Genomic DNA, 25,940 nt, shown 5'->3' on the forward strand with positions numbered 1-25,940 from the left:
GGGCTGCTGCTTCGTTCATCCCGTTTCGTTCACAAGGAGTGCACCGTGTTTCATCGTCTGAGTCCGTGGATTTTGGGTGTGGCCCTGCTGGGCATGGCTGGCTGTTCCGATGAGGGCGAGACCGTGGATGCCTGTGTCGACGGCAAGGCCAAGAAGGTCTCCGAGAAGGAGCTGTCCAAGCTGGTGAAGGACGGCGCGTACCGTGGCCTGTGCGACCTGATGGAGAACCGCGTGTCGTTTGGCGACGGCTACGTGCAGTCCATCGTCCAGAAGAACCCGGACGGCTCCGTGAAGGCCATTGGCGTCACCGTGGACCAGGCCGCCATGGACACGCTGCCCATGCTGCCCCATCAGCCGACGAACGACGGGCAGACGTGCTGGGACATGAACAACGACGGAGTGACGGACCCGGAGAAGGAGTGCAACGGCGGCCACGAGCGCGTGCTCTGGTTCCCCAAGATGAAGGACGTCCCCTTCCAGTGGATCATGTTCAACTGGCAGGGCCGGGGCCACGGCCCCATCGGCGCGTTCGACAAGGGGCACTTCGACCTGCACTTCTTCATGCAGGACTTCGTGACGCGCAACTTCATCCGCACCGGCCCGTGCGGCGTCTACACGGACTGCAACGACTACGCGAAGGCCATCAAGGACCCGCCGGCGCCCTTCTACCCGACGGGCTTCGAGAACCAGAAGGGCGTGTCCGCGCGCATGGGCAACCACCTGGCGGACATCGCCGAGTCGCCCTTCAACGGCGAGCCCTTCACGCAGGCGTTCGTCTACGGCGCCTATGACGGCCACATCACGTACTTCGAGACCGTGGTCGAGGGCAGCTTCGCCAAGAGCAAGCCCGTCGAGGACTGCCGCGTCATCAAGGCGCCCCCGGCGATGGAGGTCTCCGGCCTCTACCCGACGCGCTACTGCATCCGGTACCGCGAGGACAAGAAGGACTACCTGATGACGCTCGAGGACTTCGAGTACCGCAACTCGCCCAACTAGGCAGTCCCCCCAGTAGAGCGGCCGCGCCCCGGAGGGAGTTCCGGGGCGCGGCCGCTCGTTGTTTCCTTGCCGCGCCGGAGCCACACCGTGATGAAGACATCCGTCCTCCTGTCCTGGAGGCTGCCGCTGCTCCTGTCCCTGTGGGCGGCTCCGGCCAGTGCGCACTGGGGCATGCCCGACGAGGCGAGCAGCCTCAGCGTGCGCCGCGGGCACGAGGACGATTGGATCATGGGCGACGCCTCGGGCGCGCTCATCTCCCGCGACCAGGGCACGACGTGGCGGTGGATCTGCCCGGAGGGCATGGGCATCGCCATCTGGCGTCCGGAGCGCTACTTCTGGCTGTCTGGTGGGGCCATCCTGGCCGCCACGGGCAGCGCGCTGGTGCGCTCCGACGACAGCGGCTGCACCTGGACGGCGCACGGATATTTCAAGGACACGTGGGTCACGAGCCTCGCGGTGCACCCGGTGGACGAGCGGCTGCTGTACGTCAGCACGGGGCGGCCGTCCCTGAGCAACGGGCTGTACCGCTCCGAGGACGGCGGCGAGTCGTGGGTGCAGGCGCTGGCGCCGACGCCGGGCTCCCAGTACTCCGCCATCCGCGTGGCCGCGTCGGAGCCGCTGCGCATCTACGCGTCGGGCCAGGACGCGGAAGGACAGTTCCTCGCGCGCAGCGACGACGGTGGGCGCGCCTGGACGCGGCTGCCCCAGCCGCTCCCCGGGCTCAAGCTTCCGTATGACCTGGTGCTGCTGCGTGTGAGCGACGCCTCGCCGGACGTGCTGTGGGCGAAGGTCTCCGCGCAGGGGCGCGACGCGCTGCTCAAGAGCACGGACGGCGGCGTCACGCTGACGCCGGTGATGGACACCTACGAGCGCATCGCCAGCGTGGAGGCGTCCCCGGACGGGCGCACGGTCTGGGTCTCCACGACGACCCGCATGTTCCGGGGCCAGGATGACGGACCCTTCACGGAGCTGGCGGAGCCCAACGGGAACGCCTGCGCGCTGAAGCGGAACGGGACGCTCTATGGCTGCGGCCCGGGCTGGACGGGCGGCTGGGCGCTGGCGAAGAGCGCGGACGAGGGCACGACCTGGGAGCCCATGTTCAAGCTGGGCGACGTGCAGGGCGCGCACCTGTGTCCCGCCTCGACGCCCGTGCAGCAGCGGTGTCCGGCCCTGTGGCCTCAGCTGGCGCAGCTCTACGGCGCGGGTCCGGACGGCGGAGTGGGGCCCACGCAGGACGCCGGCCCCTCCGAGCCGCCCGTGGCGCCTCCGGCCTCGGATGGCTGCACGGCGGCGCCGGGGCTGGTGCCGGGCGCGCTCCTGGTGCTCGCGACGGCGTGGACGCGCCGGTCCCGGCGGGGGGCGCCGGCGCGGAGCCAGAGGTCATGACGACCGTCCTGCTTCGCACGCAGCGGGCCCTCAGGGCGTGGGCCTGGCTGCTGACAGTGGGGGTGCTCGGAGCCTGTGGGGAGACGGACACGGGGCCGCTCGAGGTGCCGGAGCTGGAGTACGGCGTCGAAGCGCCGTGGCCGGTGTCCGCGCCGCTGCCGCCCGTGGGGCCTGCGGGGCGGCTGATCATCACCAACAACCTGGAGGACACCCTCAGCCTGCTGGACCTGGACGGGATGGAGTCGCCCACCTGGGGAGAGCTGGCGCGCGTCCCGGTGGGGCTCAACCCGGTGGAGCTGGAGGGACCGCACCACACGGCCGTCTCGCCGGACAACGACTTCTATTACGTGGGCATCTCCAACTACGTGCCGGGCTCTGGCTCTGGACCGCACGGGACGCATGGCTCGGGGAAGGCGGACGGCTACTGCCTCAAGCTGGACGCGGCCACCCACGCCGTCGTGGGGTCGGTGCGCGTGGATCCCAACCCGGGTGACGTCTTCCTCAGCGCGGATGGGCAGACGCTCTACCAGACGCACTTCGACCTCTTGAAGATCGCGGAGGTGGCGAGGCGCGGAGGCACGGAAGCGGAGATGGATTCAAGGATGGCCATCCTCGACGCGCGGACGATGACGCGCACGGCGATGGTCCCCGTCTGTCCCGCGCCTCACGCCGTACGCCTTTCGCTGGACGGACGCCGCGCCTACGTCGCCTGTTGGTCCGACGAGGTGGCCATCGTTGACCTGGAGGGGGCGGACCACCCGGTGCGCCGCGTGAAGGTGGCGGACACCGCCGGCACGGCCGTGCGGCCCCTCCACCAGCCCTATGCGCTCACGGTGTCGCCCACGACGGGCGCGGTGTGGGTCAGCTCGCTCGCGAGCCGCGCGGTGCAGTACCTGGACCCCGTGACGCTCACCATGGACCCCCAGCGCACGGTGTGGCTGCCGGGCGCGCCGATGTTCGGCGTCTTCACGTCCGACGGGCGCACGCTCTACATGCCATATCAGTCGGTGGACTCCATCGCCGTCATCGATCCGGACCATCCGGAAGCGGTGCCTGGAGAGATTGAGCTGGCGCCCAGCGGCTGCCTCAACGTGCACCAGCTGATGCTGACGCCGGACGAGCGTTACGCGCTCGCGGTCTGTGAGGGAGACCATGTGGCGCCGGGCACGCTCCACGTCGTGTCGCTGGAGGAGCGGCGGGTGGTGAAGACGGTCCAGGTGGGGCTCTTCCCGGACTCGGTGGCGCTGCTGCGGAGCCGGCCATGAGGTGGCTCTGTTTGCTGGGCGCGCTGCTGGCGGGCTGTGGCGGCGCGACGCCCGCGGCGGAGTTCGGTGAGGAGCTGTTCCACGATGCCCGGCTGTCGGACAGCCAGTTCAACAGCTTCTCCTGCGCGACCTGCCACGCGACGAGCGCGACGCCTGACGCGGACCGCATGCTCGCGGGCTACCCGCTGGCGGACGTGGCGTTCCGCGAGTCGTGGTGGGGCGGCTACGAGACGGACCTGCTGAGCGCGGTGAACTTCTGCTACCTGAACTTCATGCGCGGCGTGTCCCCCCTCACGCGGGAGGACCCCAAGGCGCGGGCCCTGTACGAGTACCTGGTGCGGATCAGCCCGGACACGGACGCGCCAGCGCTGCCCTTCACGGTGGTGAAGGACATCCAGGACGTGCCGCCCGGTGACGCCGGACGGGGAGGCGCCGTGTACCGCGCCGCCTGCCAGACGTGCCATGGGGCCACGCACACCGGGGAGGGACGGCTGACGTCGTTCGCGTCGGTGTTGCCGGAGGTGACGGACGACTACGACGCGCTCTTCCCCGGCATTCCCCGGCGGCTGGTGGTCATCGAGAAGCTGCGCCACGGCAGCTTCTTCGCCGTCGGCGGCACCATGCCGCTCTACAGCCGCGAGGCCCTGTCGGACGAGGACCTGGCGGCGGTGCTCACCTTCCTGGGGTTGTGACTCAGGCCCAGATCGCCTGCTCGAGCGAGTCGAGCAGGGCCGCCGCGACCTCCGGAGAGGGCAGTCCGGCGTCGGCGGTCAGCTCCGCGTCGAGCGGCACGGCCACCTCCGCGCGCAGCACCGCGATGGCCTGCCGCCGGGCCTCTTGAAGGGAGGCGCGCTGTTCGGCGGACAGGTGGGGTGTGGCCCACGCGTCGATGTCCCACGACAGGCCCGCGTGCCGGGTCTCGTCCTCCGCGATGCGCACCATGGCCTCGCGGATCTCCGGGTCCTTCGCATGCAGTGCCTGATGGTGCGCCACGAGCGCGCCATAGGTTTCCCGCACGCAGCCCTCCACGGTGTTGTCGAGCAGCACCTCGTCCAGCGGACGCAGCGGCAGGTCCGTGACGGCGGGAGGCAAGGGCGTGGCGCCGAAGCGAAGGGCGAGGCGGGCGGTGACGCCGGTGTGCCGCACCTCTTCCGCCGCGCTGGTGAGCGCCGCGTCCTGCAGCTCAGGGCTCGCGCCGTGCAGGGCCAGCTCCTCGCGCAGGCGCAGGAAGGCGTGGATGGACGCGGCCTCCAGCCGGGCCGAGTCCGCGAAGTAACGGCCCCGTGCGTCCTCGCAGCCACCCGCGCGCGCATCCTGGAGCCCTACAGGCCTCCGGCCGATGGCGCAGAGGGGTGAGCCCTCCTCGAGGACGACGCGCTGCTGCTCGGTGAGCTCACCCGTGGCCGTGATGCCCAGCACGTGCTGCGTCAGCTGTGTGCCCTCGCCACAGGCATACCCCTGGGTGCCGACGACGCTGAACGTCCCATCCGGGAAGGCCCGTACCTTGCCGTGCCTGTCGCCGGTCCACTCGCACAGCGAATAGCCCGCGGCGAAGGCCAGGAGCGCCGCCTCCTGCGGGGTGTCGATGCGGCCGAGGAGCGCCCTGACGGACTCCGCGTTCGTGAAGGCCGCCACCTCGTCCCCTCGGGTCATGGCCACGAAGTCTTCAGCGCAGCCCTCGGCGATGGCGCAGGTCCGCGGAAAGCCCTGCTGGATCTCCAGCGTGTCGAGCCGCGCCTGACAGTCCTGCGGGTCGGTGGCCGTCGCGCAGGCTTCTCCCTCCGAGGTCCGGACGCGCAGTGCGGGAAGACCGAACGGCGGAGTCCTCAGGTAGATGGCACGGAGCTGGACCGAGTCAGGCGGCGGCTCGATGGACAGGTCGCTGATGGCGGGGGCGCCGTTCACGCACTCGACGTCCGAGTGCTGGCTCAGGTCGACAGGCTCCGGCTTCGTCGGTGGGGGCTCCACGACGACGGGCTCCCTTCCACATCCCGCGATGAGCAGCGGTGTGGCCAGGGAGGTGCGCAGCGCGCGGGAGAAGAGAAACCGCAGCCGGTCCACGTTCATTGATTCCCTCGAAGGCAAGGCGCGGGCCCCAGGCCCGCCCCTCCCTTGGACACGCGACCCCGGACGCGTGGGACATCAGGCCCAGAGTTCCTGCTCCAGCGAGTCCAGCAGTGCCAGTCCCACCGCAGGTGAAGGCAGGCCTGCATCGGACGTGAGCTGTGCATCGAGCGGCACGGCCACCTCCGCGCGCAGCACGGCCAGCGCTTGACGCCGGGCCTCCCGGAGGGAGTCCCGCTCCGCAGGGGACAGCTTCGACGCGGCCCACGCGTCGATGTCCCAGGACAGGCCCGCGTGCCGGGTCTCATCCTCGGCGATGCGCGCCATGGCCTCGCGGATCTCTGGGTCCTTCGCGTGCAGCGCCTGATGGTGGGCCACCAAAGCGCCGAACGTCTCCCGCACGCAGCCCTCCACGGCGTTGTCGAGCAGCACCTCGAGCAAGGCCCGCGGCGGCACGTCGGCGACAGAGGGCAGGGGAGGGACCGCGCCAAAGCGGCGGGCGAGCCGACCGGTGACGTCGGCATGCAGCACCTCATCCACCGCGCTGGCGAGCGCCGCGTCCTGCAACGCCTCGTCCGCGCCATGCAGGGCCAGCTCCTCGCGCAGCCGCAAGAAGGCCTGGATGGAGGCGGCCTCCAGGCGGGCGACGTCCGCGAAGTAGCGGCCACGGGCGTCATCGCCAGCGCCGCTCTCCACTACGAGGAGTCCCGCGGGCCGCCTTCCGACGACGGGACAATCCTGGGTTGCCTTCTGCGCGACCTCGCGACTCACCTCGGCCACTTCACCGCTGACCGAAACCCGCAGCGTGTGCCGCAGAACGTCCTCGCGGCAGCCACTGCCCGAGAATGCGCTGAGGGTGAAGCCGCCCTCGGGCCTGGCTGTCGCGCCATCCGAGAGCTGCCGCGGTTCCCGGGCGCACGGGTTGAGGCCGGAGGCGAAGGCCATGAGCGCGGCCTCCTGCGCGGTGTCGATGGAGCCCAGCAGCGCGCGGAGGGACTGCAACGAGTCGATGGCGGCGACCTCGTCTCCGCGTGTCACCGCGAGGTAGTACGCGCCGCACCACTGGATGCATTGCTCATGGAAGCCGCTTCGCACGGCCAGGTGCTCCAGGGCGTTCAGACAGGCGTCCTTGTTCGTGGCGCTTTGACAGGCAATCCCGGCCGCGGCCTGCCGCTTCCCCACGATGGGGCCCTCCGGTCCACCGAAGGGATACGAGATGCGTCGCACCTCGACGAGGTCCGGCGCGGGAGAGGTCGTCAACTTGCCGGGCGCGGGAACCCCTTGCGTGCACTCGATCGCCACCGGCTCCGGGGCCATCACGGTCTGCCTTGAATCAGGCGCGGTGGGCTTCGAGGCGGATTCGCTCTGACATCCCGAGAGCAGCAAGGGGGTGGCCAGCGAGGCCGTCAGGGCCCGCGAGAACAAGCGACGAAGCCGGTGCGCACTCATGCATGACTCCCGGAAGAAGGGCTTGAGCCACCGACGCTACCAGCCGCGACACACGAAACGCGAACGGGCGATGCACGCCTTCCAGCGCGCATCGCCCGTGGGTACGACCGTGGAAGGGACGCGGTCCTACGCGCCCGCGTACTTGCGGCGGAACTCGTGGATCTCCGCCAGCCGGAACGTGCCCGGCTCCGGGGCAATCGCCTCCGGCGCGTCGTAGGGCAGGTTCATCAGCCGCTCGTACTCCTCCACCGACACGCGCTCGCGCTTCGCCAGCACCGTGTCCAGGTCCGCGCGGGCCATGCGCTCCGCCGCCTTCTCACCCACGATGCCGGAGAAGAACTCCGCGCAGGAACCGCTGCCGTAGGACAAGAGGCCCATCCGCTGGCCCGCCAGCGCCGCGCCCTCCGCATGCAGTTGGCCCGCGAGCGCCAGGTACAGCGACGCCGTGTAGACGTTGCCCACCCGCGCGTTCAGCCCCAGCGACTTCGCCACCTGCGCGTCGTAGCTGGCCTGCGACTTCGCCGCCTCGTCGCGCGCTTCCGGCGTGGCCGGCCCGCTGCCGGAGTCCTCCAGGTCGCACAGCCGCACCTGCGCGTGCGCCTTGCGCGCCATCTTGCAGAAGGGCACGTGGTACAGGATGCGCGAGAGCTGCTCGCTGGGCAGCTTCGAGTCCCACCGCACCAGCCCCTGCTCCATGGCGCGCTCGCGCCAGCCCCGGTACGCGCCCGCCATGGCGTCCAGGTAGCAGGTGATGGAGTAGTGCCCGTCCACCAGCGCCTCGCGCCGGCCCACCGGCCGCCAGAAGTCGTACACGTCCGCGGTGCTCACGCCATTGAGCCCCACGTCCAGCGCCAGCAGGTCCGGCGTCTCCGACACCAGCAGCGCCACCGCGCCGCCGCCCTGGGTGGGCTCGCCCGCCGTCTTCAGGCCGTAGCGCGCGATGTCCGTGCACACCACCAGCGCGGAGCGGCCCGCCCCGGCGCCGGAGGCGATCCACTCCGCCGCCGCCATCAGGCCCGCCGTGCCGCCGTAGCACGCGTGCTGCGAGTCGAACGTGCGCATGGCGCGCGGCAGCTTCAAGAGGCCGTGCACGTGTGACGCGATGGGCTTCGAGTGGTCCACGCCCGTCTCGGTGCCCACCACCAGCATGCCCAGCTTGGAGGTGTCCACGCCCTGCTGCTGGATGAGCCGCGCGGCCGCCGTGGCCGCCAGCGACACGGAGTCCTCGCCCGGGTCGTTGACCGCCATCTCCTTCGCGCCCAGGCCCGCGGTGAACTTCGCCGGGTCCACGCCGCGCGCCCGCGCCAGGTCCTCGATGTCCACGTACCGCCGGGGGACCGCCACCGCCAGCGCTTCGATTCCAACCCGCTTCTTCATGGGGAGCTCCTCAAGTCAAAAGGTCGCGAATCCAAAAGGCCTCACGCCGCCGGCGGCACCAGCACCAGCCGGCCCGCCACTTCCCGGTTCTCCAGCCGGAAGTGCGCACGGCCCGCGTCCGCGAGCGCCACCTCTTCCGACACGAAGGGGCGGATGAGGCCCTTGGCCGTCAACCGCAGCGACTCGTCCAGCTCCTCGCGCGTCGTCGCGTACGCGCCCAGAATCTCCAGCTCCTTCACGATGACCAGGCCCGGGTTGAGGTTCACCACCCCCGACTCCAGGTTGCCCACCACCACCACGCGCCCACCGGGCGCCATGGCCTTGAGCGTCTGGTCGAAGGTGGCGCTGCCGACGATCTCCACCGCCACGTCCACGCCCTGGCCCTGCGTGCGCTTGCGCGCCTCCGAGCCGAAGTCCAGGCCGCGCGAGACAATCACCTCGTCCGCTCCCGCCTCCTTCAGCGCCGCCACCTTCGCCTCGCCGGAGGTGATGGCGATGACGCGCGCGCCGTCCGCCTTGGCCAGCTGCACGGCGGCCAGGCCCACGCCGCCGCTGGCGCCGGTAATGAGCACCGTCTCACCGGGCTTCACCTTCGCCCGCGTGCGCAGCGTGTGGACCGCGGTGCCCAGCGTGCAGCACACCGTCGCGGCCACCGCCCAGGGCAGGTCGGACGGCACGCGGCCCAGGCCGCGCACCGGGGCCACCATGAACTGCGCGTAGCCGCCCTGGAGCTCCTCGCCGAAGAAGCGGTTGTCCGTCTTGCACAGGCTGTTGCGGCCGGAGAGGCACAGCGCGCACTCGCCGCAGGACATGCGCTGGAGCGTCGCGGCGCGGTCGCCCACCTTCCAGCCCACCGTGTCCGGACCGACTTCCACCACCTCGCCCGCGGCCTCGTGGCCCAGGATGGCGGGCACGTGCGTGCGGGGCAGGTTGCCGCGGCGGTTGATGACGTCGTGGTAGCAGACGCCGCACGCGTGGACCTTCAGCAGCACCTCGCCCTTGCCCGGCCGGGGAACCGGCACGGTCTCCAGACGCAGGTTCTCTGCACTCCCGAACTGGCGAAGAACGACAGCTTCCATGCGGTGCCTCATTTCCGTGCTGCGAAAAAGTGGGGGAGAAGGGCTTCAGCCGCCGACGAGCGCGTCGCGCAGGTTGCGGGGGTCCAGCGCGCGGATGGCCGCCACCGTGCGCGCGTCCGGCAGAGAGGTGACGGGCAGGGTGTCCGGCACCGCGAACGCGAAGCCGGTGCGCTCGGCGATGCCGTCCACCGTCGCCCAGGGGTGCCGCGACAGGAGCCGCGCGCCACGGGGGCCGCCCAGCTCATACGTACCCAGGTCGGAGATGAGCCGCACCGGACGGCTGGGGTCGCGCGTCGTCGCCACCTGCACCTGCGGGACGAGGTTGCGGCGCGACTGCCGGGGCACCAGCAGCACGGGGTTCTTCACCCACTGGCGCAGCGTGGCCGCGCCCGCGACGCCGGGGAACTTGGCGCGAGGCTTCTCCAGGCTGCCGGACGCCGTCATGTTGGTGCGGCCCGCGGGGTCGACCTCCGCCGCGCCGAAGAACACCGTGTCCACCCGGCCGCGCCGCGCGTGGTCGAAGAGGTCCGCGATGCTCACCTCCGCGGAGCGGCCGTCCAGGTAGCGCAGGTCCTCCGACGACGGGTACAGCTCCGGCAGCGCGGGGTCCAAGGAGCCCACGCACGCCAGGTACGTCAGCCCCGGCGCATGCGTGGCCCTGGCCACCGCGATGGCCAGGATGACCAGCGGCGACGCTACACCCGTGGCCACCACCGAGCCGTCCTCAATCTCCCGCGCCAGCAGCGACACCACCGTCTCCGCGGGCGTCGCGTCCACCGTCGTCGCCGTCATGCCGCGCTCCTCTCCCGCCAGCCGCGGCAGCACCGTCTCCGCGGGCGTCGCGTTCATCGTCGCCGCCGTCATGCCGCGCTCCGCGTCTCGCGCAGCGACATGAGGAAGCCCTTCGCGTCACCCGCTTCCGCCGCGGCCAGGTAGGCGGACAACATCGCGTCGTCATGCGGGTACTTGCCCAGGCACCCCGTGGGCAGCGCGCCGCCGGGGGCGAGCACCACGCGCTCCACCTGGAAGGCCGGGATGGTCACGCGAGACAGCTTCGGCACGCGCTCCTCCACGGTGGCGATGATGCGCTTCGCCGCGCCCGCGACGAGCAGGTCCGTGGTGGGGTCCTCGATGAAGAGGTTGCCCTTGTCGTCCGCCGCCCGCGCGTGAATGAGCGCCACGTCCGGGTAGTAGGCGGGCTCCACTGGCACGCGGCGGCCCGTGAAGGGATCCTCCACCGTGCGCGGCGCGTCCACCTCCGCCAGCTCCGACACGTCCGCGTCCGGCGCGGGGATGAAGGGCAGCCCCATGGACGCCGCGCGCAGCCGCTGCACCACGCGGTAGCCGTCGTGCTCACGCCATTCAATCCCGCCCGCCTCGATGGCCCGCTTGAGGCAGGGCAGGGGACGCACGCGGTTCTCCAGCACCAGCGCGCCGAAGGGCAGCTCCACGCGCTTGAGGCACCCGCCCGCCACGAGGAACTCCGCGGGCAGCGGGTTGGGCAGGGAGATGAGCTGCAGGTCGCGCTTCTCCTGCGCCACCAGCTCCAGCACCAGCGCCATGGGCGCGCGGCCCAGCATGAACCCGCCGGCCGCGAGCGACGCGCCGTCCGGGATGGAGGCCACCGCCTCCGACAGGGAACTCCACCGGGCGCGGTTCACTGGGGCTCTCCTCCAGAACCGGAGCTGGAACCGGAAGCGGCGCGCGGCACCATGCGGAGCGCGGGCGCGTCCTTGTCGTCCGTGGAAGGCACCGGGGCGGAGGCACCCACCCCCGCGCCAGGGAAGAGCAGCTCCACCATGCCGTCGGCGATCTGCTCCTCGGAGAGGCGCCCGTCCGGCTTGAACCACTTGTAGACCCAGAGGATCATCCCCAGGAACGAGAAGGCCGCGACGGTGGGGTCCACCACGCCGCGCAGGCGGCCCAGGCGGTTGGCCTCCGCGAACGCGTCCTCCAGGAAGCGCACGTAGCGCTTCTTGCGCCGGTCGATGTACTCGCGCGCCTCACCGGTGAGCGTGGCGTGCTCGTGGAGGATGATGATGACCTCCTTGCTGCGGCCGCTCGTCACCAGGTGGATGTTGTGCCGCATGCACTGGCGCAGCCGCTCCACCGGATCCGCCACGTCCTGCACGGGCGCGAGGACCTGCTCCTCGAACACGTCCATGCCGTAGTTCATGATGGCGAAGAGCAGCTGCTCCTTGTTCTGGATGTGGTGGTAGAGCCCCGCCTTGGTCATCCGGCACGCGGCGGCGATCTCCTGCATCGACGTGCCCTCGTAGCCGCGCTCGCAGATGAGCCGCGCCGCCGTCTCCAGGATGGTCCGGTACCGCTCGCCCTCGTCCGGTTTGCGCCCCGTGGGTGTCATGCGTGCCTTCCCTCTCCGGCCTGCCTGCTCCTGCCGGGCTCGAAACCACCTACCGACCGGTAGGTCACTTCGCCTACCGACCGGTAGGTAGCACTGCCCGACGCGGTCCGTCAATGGGCAAGCACCGGGGGACGGGTGGGACAAAAGCTTTTGGAAACAAGGACTTGGGCCCACCCAACGGGTTAGGTTGCGGGTCACCCATGCGGTCCACGCTCCTGCCCATCCTCCTGCTGTGCGCCGCGCTGGCGAGCGTCGGGGTGGGGGTCTGGACGCTCGTGAAGCGCAGCCGGACCGCCCTGGTGGAGCAGTTCGCGGGGGACCGGCAGAAGCAGCTGGACGAGGCCGTGGGCGGCGTCACGGACTCGCTGGAGGAGGTGGGCAGGAACCTGCGCTTCGCCGGGGAGCTGATGTCCCAGCCGGGGAGCCTGCCGGAGCACCGGCGGGAGCTGCGCGCGCTCCTGGAGGCGGTGGGCCAGTACAAGGCCATCGCGGCGTACGACGGCGAGGGCGCGGAGCGGCTGCTGCTGTTGGACCGCAAGCCGGACGCGCAGGTGTCGCGCGAGGGGCTGGTGGCGGAGATGGCGGGCACGGCGCGCCGCGCGTTGCTGCGTCCGCCGGGGGACCTCACCACGTCGCCCATCCTGGACGCGGCCAACGGCGGCTGGCTGCGCATCCTGGCCACGGCGCTGCCCGCGACGGACGGCAAGCCCCAGGGCGCGGTGGCGGTGCTGGTGGACACGGAGTCCTTCTTCGCGCCGCTGCGCATCGTCACGTCGGACCTGGAGGCGCGGCTGTTGCTCGTGGGCACGCACGGCCAGCCCACGCCCGCGAGCGACCCGGGCCTGGCGGAGTGGTTCCGCCGCGCGAGCCAGAAGGACTCCGGCGTGCCGGGCTTCGCGTTCCTCGTGTCGCGGCTGAAGGCCGGCGCGCGCGGCATGCTGCCCCTGTCCGAACAGGAGGCGGAGCGGCTGGGGCTGGGGCGCGCGGAGGTGGTGGCCGTCTACACGCCCATCCGCATGCGCGGCGGCAGCCACTGGGCGGTGGCGACGCTGGTGTCCACCGCGGCGCTGCGTTCACACGAGCAGTCGCTGGTGGTGCGGCTCTTGGGCGCGGGCGCGCTGGTGGCGTTCTTCCTGGTGGCCTTCGCGGTGTACGTGGTGCTGGCGCGCCGTCGCGCGGTGGCGCTCCGGGAGAGCCGCCGGCACGCGGCCCAGCTCGCCGCGCTGCATGACCGGACGCGGAAGATCCTGGACCACATCCCCACGGGTGTCCTCGCGCTCACGGCGGACGGGCGGATCAGCGCCGTCAACCAGGCGCTGCGCTCGCGCGTGCCCGGCAACGTGACGGGAGCCCCGCTGACGGCGGCGTTCCCCGGGGCGCCGGCGCCGGTGGTGGAGCGGCTGTCGGCGCTGGTGGCGTCCGCGCAGCAGGAGGACCGGCCGCTGAGCCTGCTGGGGGAGCCGCTGGCGCTCTTTGGCGAGGAGGGCACGTACAACCTGCACGCGGTGCCGCTCACGGCGGAGGACCCGAAGGAGGAGGCGCGCGCGTTGCTGGTGGTGGAGGACCTGAGCGACGTGCGCGCGCTGGAGACGCAGCTCTTGCGCGCGGAGAAGCTGGCCACGGTGGGCGTGCTGGCGGCGGGCATCGCGCATGAAATCGGCACGCCGCTGGGCGTGGTGCGCGGCCGGGCGGAGTACGTGCAGGGGAAGCTGGGACCCTCGCACCCGCAGGGGCCGGGGCTGGGCGTCATCGTCGAGCAGATCGACCGGGTGAGCCGCACGCTGCGCCAGCTGCTGGACTTCTCGCGCCTGCAGCCCGCGATGGTGCGGCCGGTGGCGCTGGGGCCGCTCGTGAAGAGCGTGCATGAGCTGCTCCAGGTGGAGGCGGAGCGGCGGCGGGTGGGCCTGAGCGTGGACGTGCCGGAGTCGGTGCCCGCGCTGGCGGCGGACGCGGATCAGCTCCAGCAGGTGCTGATCAACCTCACGCTCAACGCGTGCGACGCGTGCAGCGAGGGCGGGAAGGTGGAGGTCTCGGCTTCCGCGCTGGTGGGGCCGGAGGAGGGGACCTGGGGCCTGGTCGCGCTCACCGTGCGCGACGACGGGTGCGGGATTCCGAAGGAGCGCCTCAACCAGGTGTTCGACCCGTTCTTCACGACGAAGAAGCGCGGCCAGGGCACGGGGCTGGGGCTGACGATGGTGGCCCACGTCGTGCGCAACCACGGCGGCCGGGTGGAGCTGGAGAGCACGCCGGGACAGGGCACCCGCGTCACCGTGCTGTGGCCGGTGGCCCGCCCTGTCCCAGAGGAACGCCATGCCGAGCGACTTGCCGTCTGACGCACGCATCCTCGTGGTGGACGACCACGTGGAGATGGGGCGCATGCTCCAGGAGCCGCTGGCCGACGCGGGCTGGACGGTGGACCTGGCCACGGGCGGCCAGGAGGCGCTGAGCCTCATCCGCTCGCGCGTGTACGACGCGGTACTGACGGACCTGCGCATGGAGAAGGTGGACGGGCTGGACGTGCTGGACGCCGCCCGCCAGGTGGACCCGGAGCTGCCCGTGCTGCTGATGACGGCCTTCGGCGGCGTGGAGAGCGCGGTGGAGGCGATGCGCCGAGGCGCCTACCACTACTTCACCAAGCCCTTCCGCCTGGACGAGGTGCGGCTGTACCTGGGCCGCGCGCTGGAGGACCGCCGGCTGCGCGCGGAGCACCGGGCGCTGAAGTCGCAGGAGCGCTCGGGGCTGGGCGCGCTGGTGGGCCGGAGCGCGACCATGCGCGGCCTGTACGAGCTCATCGACCGGGTGGCGCACGCGGCGGCCCCGGTGCTGCTGCGGGGCGAGAGCGGCAGCGGCAAGGAGCTGGTGGCCCGCGCGCTGCACTTCGAGGGCCCGCGCGCGGCAGGCCCGTTCGTGGCCGTCAACTGCACCGCGCTGCCGGGGCCGCTGCTGGAGAGCGAGCTGTTCGGCCACGTGAAGGGCGCCTTCACCGGAGCGACGTCCGTGCGGCGCGGCCTGTTCGTGGAGGCGCACGGCGGCACGCTGTTCCTGGATGAGATTGGCGACATGCCCACGGAGCTCCAGGCGCGGCTGTTGCGCGTGCTGGAGGACGGCGAGGTGCGCGCGGTGGGCTCGGACGCGAGCCGCACCGTGGACGTGCGCGTGGTGGCGGCGACGCACCAGGACCTGGAAGCGCGCGTGCGGGAGGGGAAATTCCGCGCGGACCTCTTCTACCGGCTCAACGTCGTGACGCTGCGGGTGCCTTCGCTGAAGGAGCGCCGCGAGGACATCCCGCAGCTGGTGGAGCACTTCACCGCCCGCTCCCGGGCGCGCAACCCGCGCTCACGCGTGACGTCGTTGTCACCGGAGGTGGTGGCCGCGCTGGGCGCCATGCCCTGGCCGGGCAACGTGCGCGAGCTGGAGAACCTGGTGGAGCGGCTGGTGGTGCTCGTCCCCCGGGAGACGGTGACGCTGGAGGACCTGCGGCCCCACGCGCCGGTGCCCCCGGTGGAGGCGGCGGACCCGCTCGCCCAGGCCCGGGAGGGCGTGTGGACCCTGCGCAAGCTGGAGGGGGAGTACATCCACTGGATGGTCCAGCACTGCGGCGGGAACAAGACCCGCGCCGCGGAGCTCCTGGGCATTGATGTGTCCACCATCCATCGTCGCGAGCGGGAGCGGTGAGCGGGCTTTCTCCTCGCGCGGGGTGACACCCGGGCGGCCGGACGCACGTCCGCGGGGCGGCATTCGCGGGGTTGCCGTGCGGGCAGCGGCGGCCCATGGAATGGACATGCCCACGCCTCGCCCAGCCGGGACCGACGTGTCGTGGAAGCTGCTCTTCCTCGCCTTCGCCGCCGTCGTGGGCAGCTTCTTCGCGACCAGCCTGATCGTCCAGCGGTCGTCCATGGCCATCAGCGACCTCTCCGCGGACATCATCCACAACTCGGCGCCGAGCATCGAACACCTGGCGCTCGTCCGCAGGGCCGTGCTGGAGGCCGAGCTGGTCCTCGCCCGGTTCATCAATGAGCCGGCGCACCGGGCGGAGCTGGACGGTGAGCTGGGGACGGCCCTGTCGGAAGCGAGGGCGGGCATCAGCCAGTACCTGTCCCTGCCGGCTCTCCCGGGCGAGCAGGCAGTGAGGCGGGACGTGCAGGAGTCCTGGCTGCGCTTCGAAGCCGCGGTCAAGCAGGCCCGCACGGACGCGGCATCCGTGCGGGAGGGGGCGGAGGGGGCGCTGTTCGAAAGGGATGTCGAACCGCCGGGACGGCGCCTCCTGGAGGACATCACGCGCTCCATCGAATGGAACGCGGTCCGGGGCCGGGAGCTGGCGGAGCGCATCCGTGAAGCGCGCCGCGAAGCCGTGTGGCTGAGCGCGAGCCTCCACGCGCTGTGCGGCATCCTGGCCGGGGTCGTGGCGTGGTTGCTCTATCGCGAGCTGCAAGGACGCCGCGCGCTCGCGGACGCGCACACGAAGTTCGTCGAAGCGCGAGCGGAGGAGCTGGAGCAGTTCGCGGGCCGCGTCGCGCACGACATCCGGAACCCACTGTCATCGGCCCGGATGGCCGCCGAGCTCGGCTTGCGCAAGGCCCCGGAGGAAGCGGTCCGCGCTCCCTTCCGGCGCGTCATCCGGAGCCTCTCGCGGGCGGATGCCATCACCGGCGCGCTCCTGGACTTCGCCCGCTCCGGAGCCCGGCCGGATCCCGGTGCCCGGGCCGAACCCCGGGCGATCATCGCCGACCTGCTGGGCGGCTTCGCGGCGGAGACGGAGCAGGCCGGCATCCAGCTGCGTCACGAGCCCGTTCCGCCGGTCCTCGTGGCTTGCAACACCGGCGTCTATCTGAGCCTGCTCGGCAACCTGATCCGCAACGCCATCAAGTACATGGGCGATGCGACGACCCGGCGGGTCACCCTCCGCGTGGAGGACGAGGGGGCCGTCATCCGCACCAGCGTCAGCGACACGGGCCCGGGAATCGCGCCGGAGCTCCTGCCCTCCCTGTTCGAGCCGTACTTCCGCGTCCAGGGGAGCAGCGCCATCGCCGAAGGGCTCGGGCTGGGGCTCGCGACCGTCAAGAAGCTGGTGGAAGGGCACGGGGGCCGGGTCGGGGCCACGTCCGAGCGCGGGAAGGGGAGCACGTTCTGGTTCGAGCTGCGCCGGGCGGGCTCCTCCGCCTGGGACGCCCCCCCGCCGCCGCACGACGCTCCGGGCTCGAGCCCCCTGGACCAGGCCCCGCGTGGCAATCCGCCACGGGAGGATGGCGGAATGCCACGGTCCACTGGCGATCACTCCCCGGCCCCGGGGGGCGGTGGTTCCGGCATGTAGCTTGCTGTGACGTGGGGCCGTGGCGTCCCTGCGCACAACCCGGGCCTTGCTGCTCGGTGCGGATGAGTCCCTGGCGTCGCTGCTGGCGGACGTGCTGGGCGACCTGGGCATCGCCCTGTTCCTGGACGCGGGTGACGCGGCCCGGCCGGACCTGGTGCTGGCGCACGTGGAGCGCGGTGAGGCCATCCTCCCGGTGCTGACGCGCGCGCGGGCCTGCGCCGCCGCCGCGCCCGTCGTGGTCCTGCTTCCCTTCGCGGACGAGCGCCTGGTGTCGCGCGCCCTGTGTCAGGGGGCCCGGGCATGTTTCGCGCTGGGCCGTCCGCTCGATGAGCTTCGCGCCCTCTTGCGCTCGCACTTTCCCTCCTTGGAGACCACCACCCATGGGTGAACCGATGGCCGTCGTCACCGTGCTGCGCCCCGTTGTCCCCCTGCGTGAAGTGGAGCGCCGCCCGGTGGCCGCGCCGGAGCCGCTGGTGGCCCCGGTGTCGGACGCGGGGGAGCCCTCGCTCTTCCAGGCCGGCCAGGTCCGCGTCACCCGCGACCGGCTCGTCGTGGGCGGGCAGGCCTGGGCGCTGCGCGACGTGCTCCAGGTGGAGACCGCGCGCCGCACCCCGAAGGTGTGGCCCTACCTGCTCGCGGTGGGCCTGGGCGGGGCGCTGGGGCTGCCGCTGTTGTCCTGGCTGTCCGTCAGCGTCACGGCGCTCCGGGGGGCGTACGAGGCGGGGCTCGTGCTCACCGCCCTGGGCTTCTTCGCGTCCATGGTGGCGCTGCTCGTGGTGGAGGACACCCACTACCTGGTGCTGGGGCTGCCGGGCGGCGCGCGCCGCGTCTTCGGCAGCCACGACGCCCAGCTCATCGCGCGGCTTGCGGGGACGGTGCGGGCCGCGTGTCCCCGGCCGTGAGCTGCTCGCGCACCTGGGCGACGATCTCGAAGGAGCGCAGCCGCGCGGCGTGGTCGTAGATCTGCGCGGTGATCATCAGCTCGTCGACCCCGGTCTGCTCCAGGAGGGACTGGAGCCCGTCGCGCACGCTGTCCGGTGAGCCCACCACGGTGCACGCCAGCATGTGCTCGATCTCCGCCAGCTCCATCTCGTTGAGCTGACCGTCCAGGCTGTCCACCGGCGGCAGCAGCGGGCCCGGCCGGCCCCGGCGCAGGTTGAGGAAGGCCTGGAGCAGCGACGTGAAGAGGCGCTGGGCCTCCTTGTCCGTGTCCGCGGCGAAGACGTTGACGCCAATCATCGCGTACGGCTTCTGGAGCACGTCCGACGGGCGGAACTGCGTGCGGTACAGGTGCAGCGCGCTCATCATCTGCGCGGGCGCGAAGTGCGACGCGAAGGCGAACGGCAGGCCCAGGGCCGCGGCCAGCTGCGCGCTGTAGGTGCTGGAGCCCAAGAGCCACAGCGGCACGTGCAGGCCCGCGCCCGGCACCGCGCGCACGGCCTGTCCCGGCGTGGGGTCCTTGAAGTAGTTCTGCAGCTCCACCACGTCCTGCGGGAAGCTGTCCGCGCCCCCCAGCCCCCGGCGCAGGGCGGCGGAGGTGCGCTGATCCGTCCCCGGCGCGCGGCCCAGGCCCAGGTCGATGCGGCCAGGGTAGAGCGTCTCCAGCGTGCCGAACTGCTCCGCGATGACGAGCGGCGCGTGGTTGGGCAGCATGACGCCGCCCGCGCCCACGCGGATCTTCTTCGTGCCCCCCGCCACGTACCCGATGACCACCGACGTGGCCGCGCTGGCGATGCCCGTCATGTTGTGGTGCTCGGCCAGCCAGAAGCGCTGGTAGCCCAGGCTCTCCGCGTGGCGGGCCAGGTCCAGGCTGTTGCGCAGGGCGAGGCCAGGGTCGCCCCCGGAGATGACGGGGGACAGGTCGAGGACGGAGAAGGGGATCATCGTGGGGGACCCTCGCGCCATGGGGGCGGAAAAGCCCTTCGATAGCCAGGGCCTCCAGGGTTTTCACGGCATTGACGCACCGCCCGGGCGCCCGGGCCCTCCAACCCGCCAGGCAGGGGCCATCCCACCCATCAGCCGGGCTTGTGCCCGGGCGTGCTGGGGGCCGAAGCACGAAACCTGTCCGACTGTCGGACAGGTTTGCCCGGGGCCGTGCCCGGGGCCGGCCTCACTCGAGCGGGGGGGCGGTCTTGCGCTCCGGCTTCGCGCGGGCCAGCGCGGCCTGCGCGCGGACCAGGGTGCCGTGCGGATCCTCCTCGCCCTGCACCGTCACGGCGATGGACACGCAGCCGAGCGGGCCGGGCCCCTCGTGGAGCTGCTGCCGCACGGCCTCCGCGACCACCGCGTCCGCCCCGGGCAGGGCGAGCAGGAAGGTGTCCCCCGTCCAGCGCACCGCGAAGCCCGGCGGGGGGCAGAGCGCCTCCGTGCGCCGGGCCAGCTCCCGCAGCGCCCCGTCGCCCGCGTCGAAGCCGCGCGTGCGGTTGAGGGTGCCCAGCTCCACCAGGTCCACCAGCACCAGGCTGATGGGCAGCCCTTCCCGGCGGCAGCGGCCAATCTCCTTGGCCAGCCGCTCCTCGCCCACCCGCCGGGTGTCCAGCCCGGTGAGCGCGTCCTGGCGCAGCAGCCGCTCGCGACTGCCCATCAGGTCGGAGCCGATGCCCAGGTCCATCAGCGACAGCAGCTGCGCGACGCCGCCGGGCACCAGGAAGGGCCGTGCCACCCAGCGCACCACGCGCGGCCGGGGCCGCTCCAGCGACAGCGTCAGGTGCAGCCCGCGCGAACCCTCCGCCGCCAGGTCCAGCTGCCGCAGCGTGCCGCCCGGATCCGCGGTCAGGTTCGCGACGTGCTGGCACAGCGAATCGAAGGACATGCCCGACAGCCGGTCCTCCGGCAGCCCCAGCAGCTCCGCCAGCGCCGGGTTGGCCGCGAACGGCTTGCGGCCCGGGGCCACCACCAGCACCGGCACGTCCAGGGCGCTCATGGCCTCGCGCACGAGCGCCAGCGCCGCCGCCTCGCTGAGCACCGGCTTCGGCGGCGCACCCTGGAGGCGCGGCGCGACGGGGCGCGGCCGTCCGTGCGCGGTGGTGTGCTCCAGGTTCTCCGCCACGCGGTTCGCCAGCTCACGCAGCGCCGCCAGGTCCTCCGGGCCCAACATCAGCGGACGCGTGTCGATGACGCACAGCGAGCCCAGCACGTCGCCCGTGGAGGTGACGAGCGGCGCGCCCGCGTAGCTGCCGACGATGCCGTCGCGCACCAGCGGGTTGTCCCGGAACACCGGGTGGCGCGTGGCGTCCGGCACCACCATGGCCTCGCGGCCCTGCACCACGTGGTGGCAGAAGGCCCAGTCGCGCGGCGTGCCGCGGTCCCTGGCGAGCGCGGCGGGCAGCCCCACGTGCGCCTTGAACCACTGGCGATCTCCCAGCACCAGCGTCAGCAGCGCGACGGGGACACCGAAGGCCTGCGCGACCTCGGAGACCAGCTCCTGCAGCTCCGTGTCGGGAGGCCCCGCGTCCACCAGCGCCAGCTCTTCGATGCGCTGGAGCCGGCGCTTCTCCTCGTCGCCGTTGGACTCCATCAGCATGCTGCCCGCGAGCTGGCCCGCGAGCGCGCGCCGCACGCCCTCGCGCATCGCCTCCGGCCCCGCGCGCCGGCTGAGCAGCGCGTGGATGCCGAGCGCGTCCTTGAGCTGCCACGCGCGCACGCGCAGCTCGTCGAACGCCGTCACCACCACCACCGCGGTGCCGCTCGCATCCGGGCGGCCGCGCAGCCACGCGAGCAGCGCGAACCCGTCCACCCTCGGCAGCACCAGGTCCATCACCAGCAGCGTGGGGGCACCGCGCAGGCGCACCAGCTCCTGGGCCTCCGCGCCATCCCGCGCGATCGTGCCCTCCAGCCCCTCTTGTTGCGCGAGCGCGAGCAGGGCCGCGGCGCGGTGGCGATCCGGTTCGGCGATGAGCGCGTAGCGAGGCATGGCGGTCCGGTCATGCTGCCACGCTTGTCACGCCCGCGTACCCCGGCCCGGTCCTTTGTCCGAGGGCGGCCGTCCGCCCCAGGGTCGGCGGTGCATGACCCTGGAGGTCTCCACGCGCTGCGCCGCGCCCGGTCAGGGCCGGGGATCGCCCGGCCGGGAGCGTGAAGCCTCGCGGCCTGCCCCCGCCCCTGGCGTGCCGTCCGACGAAGCGGGGGCCTCCCGAGGGAAACGGCCGAACAGGCGCTTGAGGGCGCCGCTCTGCCGCTGCAGGTCCCCGGTGCGCACCACGGCCTCCGCCAGCGTCACGAGGACCCCACCCACCACGGCGGGAAGCAGCGGCACGACCCAGCCCGGGTCCGCCAGCAGCCAGCCCACGAAGGCCGTGTGCGCGACGAGCAGCAGCGCCGCCTGTCCCACCACCGCGCCCAGGCTCCGTGCGCGGCCCCTGCGCCACACCAGCAGGCCCAGTACCAGCGTCGTCTCCACGATGCCCAGGAGCGCCGCGGGGCCCGTGGACCGCAGCACCCGGCCGGCGCGCAGGTTGTCCATCGCGAAGCCGTGGATCTCCACGCCCGGCACCGCGAGCTGGCCGGGCAGGGTGCTCTGGCCGTGCAGCCCCGTGGCGGTGACGCCCACGAACACGGTCTTCCCCCGCAGCGCCAGGTCCAGCCCCACGGAGGACGGGCCCGCGGCCAGCACGTCCGCCAGGCTCACGCGCGGCAGCCAGTCCGCCGTGGGCAGCCGCATCAGGGGCGCCCCGTCGTCGAGGGACGCCACGCGCAGGAGCGGCTCCGAGCGCTCCGGCCACAGGCGCAGCGCCGTCGCCAGCGCGAGCGAGGGCCACGCCTTGCCGTCCACCCGCACCGCGTAGGGATGGCGCCGGATGACGCCGTCCGCGTCCAGCAGCACGTTCAGCGTCCCGCTGCCCCAGGCCGCCAGCCGCAGCGGGGCCAGGCTCGTGGACAGGCCCCTCGCGCCCAGGCGCAGCCGGCCCGCGTCCAGGGGCACCGGCGTCAGCGGGTCTCCCTGCGCGGGCAGGCCCCCATCGTCCTCCGTCAACGCCATGCTGCCCAGGATGACGGTGCCCAGCCTGGAGAAGGCCTCCGTGAGCCGCGCGTCGCCATCCCGCGCGTACAGCCGCGCCTCCAGGTCGCTGGCCAGCGAGGCGCCCGCGGGCGTCCGCGCGAGCCCCGATGTGCGCAGGCGCTCCAGCACGTCCTCGCCCAGGTCCAGCGCGTCGCGGGACTCCGGCGCGTCGAAGAGGACGTCCACCACCACCGCGTTGGGGCGGTACGCCGCCAGCGCCTGGAAGGCCTTCGCCCAGGTGGCGCGCGACAGCGGCCAGCGCTCGCCCAGCGCCGCGAGCGCACGGTCGTCCACCTCCACCAGCACCAGGTCCGCGGTGGGGGGAAGCGGCGGCAGGAGCCGGCTCACCGTGAAGTCATACAAGGCCCGCTCGCCCGGGCCCGGCGCGCCGCCCGTCACCGCCGAGCCCACCGCGAGCAGCAGGCCCACGGCCACGCCCAGCCCCCGCAGCAGGGCGGGGGAGGACAGCGGCGAGGACCTGGGACCGCGAGCAGGCAGCGTCATCTCACCCGGTGACGTCGAAGCTGAAGATCTTCGACGGGTAGCCGACGAAGCCGTCGGCGTCCACCGCCAGCACCCGCCAGAACCACTTGCCCGCGCCCGGCGCCGCCGCGTCCACGGTGGGATGGGCCGACTCCTGGACCCGCACGTCGCCCGTGAAGTCCGCCGTCGCCGCCAGCTCCACCCGGTACAGCTTCGCGCCCGGCACCGCCTTCCAGACGAGCGCCGGCGCCTTCGGGTACGCGCCGCCGCGCGGCCGCTCCAGCACCGGGGCCGTGAGGAGCGCGCGGGGCGCTTCCGGCGCCTGGGCCGGCTTCGCCCGCGAACCGAAGCCCCCGTCCACGTCCACGGAGCCCCGCTCCGCGCCCAGGGCCACCTTGCCCTCCAGCGTCTCCACACGGCTGGTGCCGTCCTCCTGCTGCACCACGCGGAAGCGCGTGCCTCGCACGCCGGCCACCGCGCCGCGCGTGCGCACCTCGAAGGTGGAGCCCGCGCCGCCCGGCGCCGCCTGCGTCTCCACCGTGCCCTTCACCAGGTCCAGCAGCACCTTGCGCTGGCGCTCGGCGGTGAGCTCCAGCGTGCCCAGGCGCACGGCGCTGCGGGGGGACAGGAACAGGAGGCTGCCGTCCGCCAGCGCCAGCTGCGCCCGGCCCGTATCGCCCGTGGCCACGAGCTCGCCCGTGAACAGCGGGTCTCCCGCCACGCGCGGCTTCGGCTCCGCTTCGCCCAGGCTCGCCGTCACCCGGCCGCTGGCCGTGCGCAGCCGCGCCACCGCGAGCTGCCCGGGACGCTCCACGTAGGCGAGCTGCAACAGGCCCGGCGCGTTGGCGTCGGCCGGGGGCGCCACGAAGGACACGCGCGTGCGGGGGATGCCCGCGTTCACCAGCACCTCCGCCGCGGCCTTCGCCACCGCCAGGCCCTGGCCGTCCAGCCGCTCCGCGTCCGGCAGCTTCGCGGCCACGGTGAGGCCCCGGATGGCGGGGCGCGCCTTCACGGCCTCCGCCACCTCGCGCAGGCAGGCCTCCGTCCGGGGCCCCTTCGCCTCCAGGGGACGGCCCGTGGTGAGCCGCCCGTTGTCGAACGTCAGCCCGCCGCAGGCGCTGTCGGCCTCCGCCGCGAACCCAGCGACGGGCGAGGCCGACAGCAGCAGCGACAGCATCAGGCGGGCGCCTGCCTTCCTCACGGCGACACTCCTTCCGCCGGGCCGGCGGTCTTCACGATGTTGAACTCCACGCGGCGGTTGTTCTCCCGGCCCTTCGCCGTGTCGTTGGTGTCCACCGGCTTCGTCTCGCCGGAGCCCACCGCCTCCAGGCGCTGCGCCGCGATGCCGTTCTTCACCAGCCAGTCGCGCACGGTGTTCGCGCGGCGCTGCGACAGGTCCAGGTTCTTCGCGTCGTCGCCCTGGCCGTCCGTGTGGCCCTCCACGCGAACCAACTCCAGCTCCGGGTGGGTGCGCAGGACGGCGGCCACCTGCGACAGCAGCGGGAACGACTTCGGCAGGATGACGTCCTGGCCGGTGGCGAAATACACCTTGTCGAGGATGACGATGCGCGAGCCCTCCAGGCGCACCTTCGACGCGCCCTTGTCCGGGCACCCGTCGTCGTCCTTCACGCCGTTGATGACCTCCGCCTCCAGCGGGCACGCGTCCGCCGCGTCCGCGATGCCGTCCCGGTCGTTGTCCGGATCCGGGCAGCCGTCCTCGTCCTCGAACCCGTCCTTGTCCTCCGCCACCGCCGGGCAGCGGTCCTCGGGGTCGGACAATCCGTCGCCGTCCATGTCCACCGGGGCGGGCGGCAGGGCGAGCGCGGCTGGGGGCTGCGTGTTGTCCGCGGCGGGCTTCGCCTCCGGAGCCGTGTCCGGGCAGCCGTCGTCGTCACGCTCGCCGTTCACCGTCTCCGGCTCGGTGGGGCAGGTGTCGCTCGCGTCGGGGATGCCGTCCTGGTCGTCATCCGGATCCAGGCAGCCGTCGTCGTCCTGGAAGCCGTCGAAGTCCTCGGGGCCTCGCACGCAGGTGGGCGCACGCGCGGCGGCCACCGGGGCCAGGGCTCCCCCCGGCGTGTAGGCCAGTCCCGCGAGGACGCGGAAGGCGGGCGTGCCGTAGCCTCGCGTGAGGCCCGGCCCCGCGCCCACGTGCGCGGCGAAGCCCTGGGCGAAGCGGTACTTCACGGCGCCCAGCAGCTCCAGGGGGATCTCCTCCGTGTCGGACTCCGACAGGCCCACCGCGCACGCGAGCGTGGCCTGCGCGGACAGCGCCTGCGTGAGCGGCACCTCCGCGCCCACGCCGAACGTGAGCTCGTTGCCCACGTGCAGGTTGCGCAGGTCCTGGGCCTTGCGCAGGTTGACGCCCACGTTGGCGAGCAGCCGCAGCGACGGCGTGGCCCACTCTCCGGTCACGCGAGGCTGGAAGGTGGGCCCGTCCGCGCCCAGGAAGTGGTCCCCGCCGCCGGTGGGCAGGGTGAAGGGCGCGAGCACCGCCAGGTTCAGCGCGCCCTTCGACAGCAGCGCCAGCTTGGGCACCACGCGCAGGTCGCCCAGGCCCGCCGCGCCCACGCCGTCCGCGAACTGCTCCGACACGGCGCCCGCGGACTGCGAGCCGGTGACCGTCAGCGGCAGCACCAGGCCCACCTCCAGCCGGTCGAAGAGGGACACCGCGCCCATCAGGTCCAGGGAGATCTGTTGCTGCACGATGCGGTAGACGAACGTCTGCTCGCGCGGGTCGTAGAAGTTGAGCGGCTGGTGCGCGTAGTTGAGCGACGCGCCCACGTTCCACGTCAGGTGCGGCGCGACGCGGGCGCTATGCAGCCCGAGCACGTCGTACGCACCCGGCCCCGGCTTGTACTGCTGCACGTCGATGGCCTGGGACACCGACGCCTGGGCCTCCGCCCGCGACGCGGCGCCTGCCGACAGGCCCACCGCCACCATCAACGCCAGCCCCCGGCCCAGGCCCCGGGCACGGCCCGTCGGCCAGCCGCGGCCCGGCAGGGCGTCGCCGTCCGTGTTGGCCTGGTGGAGGTAGGTCTCGGTGGCCTGGGTGATGCGGTCGTGTCTCACGTCTTCCTCGCCATCCATCCGCCCATCACGAAGCACGAGGGTACGCCGCATGTCCTCGGGGGCGACGGCGGAGGGAGCGCTCATGGACCTCTACTGG

21 protein-coding genes are annotated in these 25,940 nt (G+C 72.8%); 9 read left to right on the forward strand and 12 right to left on the reverse strand.

Going from position 1 to position 25,940, the window contains the following annotated elements; all coding sequences use genetic code 11:
• Nucleotides 1-45 precede the first annotated feature (45 nt).
• The 4 genes from NR792_RS05100 to NR792_RS05115 all read left to right on the forward strand — a co-directional run bounded on the left by NR792_RS05100 (nt 46) and on the right by NR792_RS05115 (nt 4,339).
• Nucleotides 46-996, forward strand: coding sequence for a hypothetical protein (locus NR792_RS05100; protein ID WP_375758935.1), 951 nt, complete (start codon nt 46-48; stop codon nt 994-996).
• A gap of 90 nt (nt 997-1,086) precedes the next feature.
• Entirely contained in the window at nt 1,087-2,382 is a 1,296-nt protein-coding gene (locus tag NR792_RS05105) for a WD40/YVTN/BNR-like repeat-containing protein (protein ID WP_375758936.1), read from the forward strand.
• Nucleotides 2,379-3,647, forward strand: a complete 1,269-nt coding sequence (locus NR792_RS05110) for a YncE family protein (protein WP_375758937.1) — start codon at nt 2,379-2,381, stop codon at nt 3,645-3,647. Before NR792_RS05105 ends, NR792_RS05110 begins: the two co-directional genes overlap by 4 nt.
• Entirely contained in the window at nt 3,644-4,339 is a 696-nt protein-coding gene (locus NR792_RS05115; RefSeq protein WP_375758938.1) for a c-type cytochrome, read from the forward strand. The genes NR792_RS05110 and NR792_RS05115 overlap by 4 nt, the downstream gene beginning before the upstream one ends.
• A gap of 1 nt (nt 4,340) precedes the next feature.
• Here NR792_RS05115 and NR792_RS05120 read toward each other — a convergent pair whose 3' ends face one another.
• The 7 genes from NR792_RS05120 to NR792_RS05150 all read right to left on the reverse strand — a co-directional run bounded on the left by NR792_RS05120 (nt 4,341) and on the right by NR792_RS05150 (nt 11,981).
• The gene (locus NR792_RS05120) at nt 4,341-5,714 is read right to left on the reverse strand and encodes a ferritin-like domain-containing protein (RefSeq protein WP_375758939.1); all 1,374 of its coding nucleotides are present in this window, start codon (nt 5,712-5,714) and stop codon (nt 4,341-4,343) included.
• 75 nt (nt 5,715-5,789) lie between these two features.
• Nucleotides 5,790-7,028, reverse strand: a complete 1,239-nt coding sequence (locus tag NR792_RS05125; protein WP_375758940.1) for a ferritin-like domain-containing protein — start codon at nt 7,026-7,028, stop codon at nt 5,790-5,792.
• A gap of 258 nt (nt 7,029-7,286) precedes the next feature.
• Nucleotides 7,287-8,537, reverse strand: a complete 1,251-nt coding sequence (locus tag NR792_RS05130) for a hydroxymethylglutaryl-CoA synthase family protein (RefSeq protein ID WP_171433544.1) — start codon at nt 8,535-8,537, stop codon at nt 7,287-7,289.
• A 41-nt stretch (nt 8,538-8,578) separates the two neighbouring features.
• Complete coding sequence (locus tag NR792_RS05135; RefSeq protein ID WP_375758941.1) at nt 8,579-9,616, reverse strand: zinc-binding dehydrogenase; 1,038 nt, start codon at nt 9,614-9,616, stop codon at nt 8,579-8,581.
• Between the two features lie 45 nt (nt 9,617-9,661).
• Entirely contained in the window at nt 9,662-10,408 is a 747-nt protein-coding gene (locus tag NR792_RS05140) for a CoA-transferase subunit beta (RefSeq protein ID WP_375761570.1), read from the reverse strand.
• A gap of 68 nt (nt 10,409-10,476) precedes the next feature.
• Nucleotides 10,477-11,277, reverse strand: coding sequence for a CoA transferase subunit A (locus tag NR792_RS05145; protein ID WP_375758942.1), 801 nt, complete (start codon nt 11,275-11,277; stop codon nt 10,477-10,479).
• Entirely contained in the window at nt 11,274-11,981 is a 708-nt protein-coding gene (locus NR792_RS05150) for a TetR/AcrR family transcriptional regulator (protein ID WP_375758943.1), read from the reverse strand. The genes NR792_RS05145 and NR792_RS05150 overlap by 4 nt, the downstream gene beginning before the upstream one ends.
• Before the next feature lie 200 nt (nt 11,982-12,181).
• Here NR792_RS05150 and NR792_RS05155 point away from each other — a divergent pair, with 200 nt between their 5' ends.
• The 5 genes from NR792_RS05155 (at nt 12,182) to NR792_RS05175 (ending at nt 18,194) form a co-directional block, all read left to right on the forward strand.
• Complete coding sequence (locus NR792_RS05155) at nt 12,182-14,314, forward strand: nitrogen regulation protein NR(II) (RefSeq protein ID WP_375758944.1); 2,133 nt, start codon at nt 12,182-12,184, stop codon at nt 14,312-14,314.
• Nucleotides 14,292-15,656 (forward strand): sigma-54-dependent transcriptional regulator, encoded by a 1,365-nt coding sequence (locus tag NR792_RS05160; protein ID WP_375758945.1) that lies wholly within the window; start codon nt 14,292-14,294, stop codon nt 15,654-15,656. The genes NR792_RS05155 and NR792_RS05160 overlap by 23 nt, the downstream gene beginning before the upstream one ends.
• 106 nt (nt 15,657-15,762) lie before the next feature.
• Complete coding sequence (locus NR792_RS05165; RefSeq protein WP_375758946.1) at nt 15,763-17,292, forward strand: sensor histidine kinase; 1,530 nt, start codon at nt 15,763-15,765, stop codon at nt 17,290-17,292.
• Between the two features lie 19 nt (nt 17,293-17,311).
• Nucleotides 17,312-17,680 (forward strand): DNA-binding response regulator, encoded by a 369-nt coding sequence (locus NR792_RS05170; protein ID WP_375758947.1) that lies wholly within the window; start codon nt 17,312-17,314, stop codon nt 17,678-17,680.
• Complete coding sequence (locus NR792_RS05175) at nt 17,673-18,194, forward strand: DUF6232 family protein (protein WP_375758948.1); 522 nt, start codon at nt 17,673-17,675, stop codon at nt 18,192-18,194. The genes NR792_RS05170 and NR792_RS05175 overlap by 8 nt, the downstream gene beginning before the upstream one ends.
• Here NR792_RS05175 and NR792_RS05180 read toward each other — a convergent pair.
• From NR792_RS05180 to NR792_RS05200, 5 genes are all read right to left on the reverse strand, one after another.
• Entirely contained in the window at nt 18,145-19,176 is a 1,032-nt protein-coding gene (locus NR792_RS05180; protein WP_375761571.1) for an LLM class flavin-dependent oxidoreductase, read from the reverse strand. The genes NR792_RS05175 and NR792_RS05180 overlap by 50 nt on opposite strands.
• A 226-nt stretch (nt 19,177-19,402) precedes the next feature.
• A complete protein-coding gene (locus tag NR792_RS05185) occupies nt 19,403-21,205 on the reverse strand; it encodes a diguanylate cyclase domain-containing protein (RefSeq protein WP_375758949.1) in 1,803 nt (600 codons plus the stop codon).
• Nucleotides 21,206-21,337: 132 nt separating this feature from the next.
• Complete coding sequence (locus tag NR792_RS05190; RefSeq protein WP_375758950.1) at nt 21,338-22,795, reverse strand: CHASE2 domain-containing protein; 1,458 nt, start codon at nt 22,793-22,795, stop codon at nt 21,338-21,340.
• 1 nt (nt 22,796) lies between these two features.
• Nucleotides 22,797-23,975: a FecR domain-containing protein gene (locus NR792_RS05195; protein ID WP_375758951.1), complete on the reverse strand. Its 1,179-nt coding sequence runs from the start codon at nt 23,973-23,975 to the stop codon at nt 22,797-22,799.
• Entirely contained in the window at nt 23,972-25,927 is a 1,956-nt protein-coding gene (locus NR792_RS05200) for an OmpA family protein (protein WP_375758952.1), read from the reverse strand. The genes NR792_RS05195 and NR792_RS05200 overlap by 4 nt, the downstream gene beginning before the upstream one ends.
• Between the last annotated feature and the right edge of the window lie 13 nt (nt 25,928-25,940).

Origin of the sequence: Corallococcus exercitus (assembly GCF_042231735.1) — a bacterium.
GTDB classification, from domain to species: Bacteria; Myxococcota; Myxococcia; order Myxococcales; family Myxococcaceae; genus Corallococcus; species Corallococcus exercitus_B.